The 3,499-nt window shown below is 67.3% G+C and carries 5 protein-coding genes; 4 read left to right on the top strand and 1 reads right to left on the bottom strand.

Annotation, left to right across the window (positions count from 1 at the left end):
- The 4 genes from KBI44_16400 to KBI44_16415 form a co-directional block, all read left to right on the top strand.
- The coding region (locus KBI44_16400) for a transporter substrate-binding domain-containing protein (GenBank protein ID MBP9146060.1) at positions 1 to 891 on the top strand (891 nt) is incomplete at its 5' end.
- Between the two features lie 59 nt (positions 892 to 950).
- Positions 951 to 1,367: a hypothetical protein gene (locus KBI44_16405; GenBank protein ID MBP9146061.1), complete on the top strand. Its 417-nt coding sequence runs from the start codon at positions 951 to 953 to the stop codon at positions 1,365 to 1,367.
- Between the two features lie 108 nt (positions 1,368 to 1,475).
- Positions 1,476 to 1,763 (top strand): type II toxin-antitoxin system prevent-host-death family antitoxin, encoded by a 288-nt coding sequence (locus tag KBI44_16410; GenBank protein MBP9146062.1) that lies wholly within the window; start codon positions 1,476 to 1,478, stop codon positions 1,761 to 1,763.
- Between the two features lie 40 nt (positions 1,764 to 1,803).
- Positions 1,804 to 2,031, top strand: coding sequence for a Txe/YoeB family addiction module toxin (locus KBI44_16415; protein ID MBP9146063.1), 228 nt, complete (start codon positions 1,804 to 1,806; stop codon positions 2,029 to 2,031).
- Positions 2,032 to 2,053: 22 nt separating this feature from the next.
- On the opposite strand, the gene KBI44_16420 is transcribed toward KBI44_16415, so the two are convergent.
- The coding region (locus KBI44_16420) for a hypothetical protein (protein MBP9146064.1) at positions 2,054 to 3,499 on the bottom strand (1,446 nt) is incomplete at its 5' end.

The raw sequence follows: 3,499 nt of genomic DNA on the forward strand, positions 1-3,499 counted from the left end.
GCCGAGGATGACTCGCTGCAGAAGGTGGTGGACGCCGGGGTGCTCCGCGTCGCCGCGGAGCCGGGCACGCCGCCGATGCTCTTCAAGGAGGGCAGCCGCTACGACGGGTTCGACTACGCGATCGCCAAGGCGGTGGCGAAGCGAATCGGCGTGGACGACGTGATCATCGTCGCCGGCAAGTACTCCGAGCTCCCGGCCCGCCTCATCGCCGGCAAGGCCGACGTCATCATCTCGGGCTATACCGCCGACGATTCGATCACCGGCATCGACTGGTCCGAGGCCTACCTCGACTACGGCCTCTGCCTGGTGGTCAAGAAAGGTCGCGCCGTCCGCTCGACCGACGACTTGCGCGGCAAGGTCATCGGCATCTTCAACGACCCCGCCGCCGAAGACGAAGTCAAGGCGATGAACCTCGGGCAGGCGCGCATCGAGAAGTACGAAGACGGCTACTTCGAGCTCCTCGACCAGGGGAAGATCGACGGCTTCATCTACGACTTCCCCTACGCCCAGGAGGAGATCAAGGAGTTCGACGGCCGGCTCGAGATCGTCGAGTTCAACCTCTCGAAGTCGACCTACAACGTCGGCGTGCGGCGCGGCGCCGCGACCCTTCTCAAGATGGTGAACGCGGCGGTCCGCGGCCTCAAGGCCTCCGACGAGTACCGCCAGATCGTGCGCAAGTACCTGGGCGGCACCGGCCCCGCGCCAGTCGCGAAAGTCGCCGCCGGCCAGAGCGTCTACAAGGTCCGTCCGGGCGACACCCTCTCGGGCATCGCCCGCGACCAGCTCGGGAACCTGCGCCGCTGGAACGAGATCTGGGAAGCCAACCGCAACCGCATCGCCGACCCCAACCTCATCGACATCGGCTGGGAGCTGGTGCTGCCGGCAAGGTAGCCCCTGAGGCCCCCGGTTCGCGATTCCCGCGATTCCCACGATTCCCGTAGACTTCCTCGATGGCGACTGAGACCAGCGATCCCGGGGGCCGTCCGCCGCGGGGCAAGCGCTCGCGGGGAACGCATCTGCGGCGCCTGCCTCCGGATCCGGCCGAGAACTCGGTCGCGGTCGGGGAAGAGACCTTCCAGTGGGAGCAGCGTCACGGCTGGGGCACCAACGCCGAGGGCGAGAACCGCGGGCCCTCGTACTCGGTCTGGCTGCTGCGCCACCAGACCCGCGAGCTGATCCTCGACCTGCCCTACGCGCTCTTCTTCCAGAAGACGCCCGAGCCCGAGAAGCTGGCGGAGGTCCTCCAGAGGGCGATCGCCTACGCAATCGACTGCGGCTGGAACCCCGACTCGCGCGGTCGGAGGTTCCGGCTCGAGGTCCCCGAGTCGGAAGTCCTCGACCTCACAGACGCCCGCAAGAGACCCTGACCGCCCCCGGCGGGCAAAGGATCCGCGAGGCCGAAAGGCGATCCCAGGCGCGCAGTATTCTCCCTTTTGCTTCGCCCAAGACGTACAGGCTTGCTGTACAATCCGAGCATGGCCAGAGAGACCAGCTACTCCGCCGCCCGCGCCCGGCTGGCGTCGCTTTGCGACGAGGTGGCCGAGGGCACGGAGCCGATCTACATCACCCGGCGCGGAGCGCCGACGGTCGCCCTCATCGCCGCCTCGGAGCTGCGAGGTCTCGAGGAGACCGCTCACCTCCTGCGCTCCCCCGCCAACGCCCGTCGGCTTCTGGCGGCGGTCGCGCGCGCGCGCAAGGGCGCCGGCAGCCGTTTGACACCCTCGCAGGTCAGGAAGCGCGCTGGACTTCCGCCGGCAAAGTAGCACCAGCGGCGAGCGCGAAGCGCTCTTCGACCGCGACTTCCTGGCCGACCTCGCCTGGTGGGTCGAGACCGACCGGGCCACGGCCCTGCGCCTGCTGCGCCTCATCGAAGCGGTGCTCCGCGACCCCATCGCCGGCGTCGGCAAGCCCGAACCGCTGAAGTACCAGCTCGCCGGCACCTGGTCCCGCCGCCTGACCCAGGAGCACCGCCTCGTTTATCTCGTCACCCCGACGCGCATCCACTTCCTGCAGGCCAGGTACCACTACTGAACACCCTCCGGAGCGCGCCCGATCAGAGCAACGGCACGGCCTCACAGGTGTGAAACGCCTGCGAGTCGAGGATCGGCGGGAACGGCTCGCCCAGATCGGTCTCGCGCTCCCAGATCTCGCCGGTCCAGGTGTCGACGACGGTGAGCGTCACCGCGACATCGGTCAGCCCCGAGGCGTAGACCCAGAAGTCCTGGAAGTCGGGATGCCCACAGGCGTCGACGACCTTGAGGATGAGCTCGACATTCGCCGCGGTGAAGAACCAGAACGTCCCGCTCTCCGGCGTGAGCGCCACCGCCTGCCCGACACCGTCGCGACCCAGATGATCGTGATAGGTCGCGGTCACGCGGAAGCGATTGCCCGTGAGACAGAGCGCCGTGGCGCTCGGCTCGCAGCCGTCCTGGAACGATCCGAGCTCGGCATCGATGCCGAAGAAGTTCGCCTCCGGCGAAGGGATGCGCGGCCAGGCGACCACCCAGTCACCGGCGTCACCCACCGATACCGTCGGCAAGGGAGCATTGCCGAACGCGACGAGAAGCTCCGTCGCGGGAGTGAAAGGAAGGCCCGACAAGAGACGACCCTGTCGGAGGATGGCGAAGTCGTTCGGGCCGTTCACCGACCGATCCGTCCAGCTGAAGAGCGCTCGACCGAAGCGATCCACATCGAGCCTCGGTGCGGTGAAGTGCGCCGAGCTGGCCGAGCCACCCAGGTGAAATGGCGGAGCAGCCGGAAGAGCTCCGTAGAGCGACAAGCCGAAGACCTCTCTGTTCGTTGTGTTGTCGTCCCGCCGTGCGAAAGTCACCAGAAACTGGCCGGAACCGGTCCCCTTCAGTTCCCCGCCTGAGAGGGTGAAGGCGCGACCCCCGCCCTGAACCAGAGTCTGGGGCGCGCCGATCGGACCTCCGCTGGCGTCGAGAAGCAGACCTACGAGGTCTTTCTGCCGGTCGGCGTAGGGATCCACCGAGCTCCAGACAGCGAGCATCGTCTCCCCTGCGGCCGCCAATCCAGACAGATAGGTCCATCTCCCCGCTTCGTTGGCGACTATCGTCGGAGCACCGGTAGGGCCGGAGGCTGCTTCAACTCGTTGCGAGTACACGCGTCCCTCTCCGCCGGTTGAGTAGGACGACCAGGAGGCAACCCAGCCACTCGCTGAGCCTTCGACTGCGGCGTAGCCGCTGATCTTTCCGTTGATTCCGCTCGATTGCGCCAGCTGCACGACCGGAAAGAGGCGAGCTCCGGCAGGGTCGAACGCGGTCGCGAAGAGGCGCTGCAGGACATGGGTGAATCCCGACGAGGTTCTCCACATCACCAGGTCGTTGCCGAGGCCGTCGCGCGCGACCGCCATCGAGTCCACCAAGTGCAAGTCCGTATCCGTGACCTGGACCACCGGCCCCGAAGGCGAACCGTCGACCGAGAAGCGCTGTATGCGCAGACCGTTCGGTTCCGAAGATCTCCATCCGACCGTGAAGCC

It is taken from the genome of Thermoanaerobaculia bacterium, from assembly GCA_018057705.1.
Lineage (GTDB): Bacteria > Acidobacteriota > Thermoanaerobaculia > Multivoradales > JAGPDF01 > JAGPDF01.

What these genes read in the sequence shown, in the direction of transcription:
- KBI44_16405 (MBP9146061.1), top strand. Translation starts at nt 951, where the DNA reads ATGGCGACTGAGACCAGCGATCCCGGGGGCCGTCCGCCGCGGGGCAAG.
- KBI44_16410 (MBP9146062.1), top strand. Translation starts at nt 1,476, where the DNA reads ATGGCCAGAGAGACCAGCTACTCCGCCGCCCGCGCCCGGCTGGCGTCG.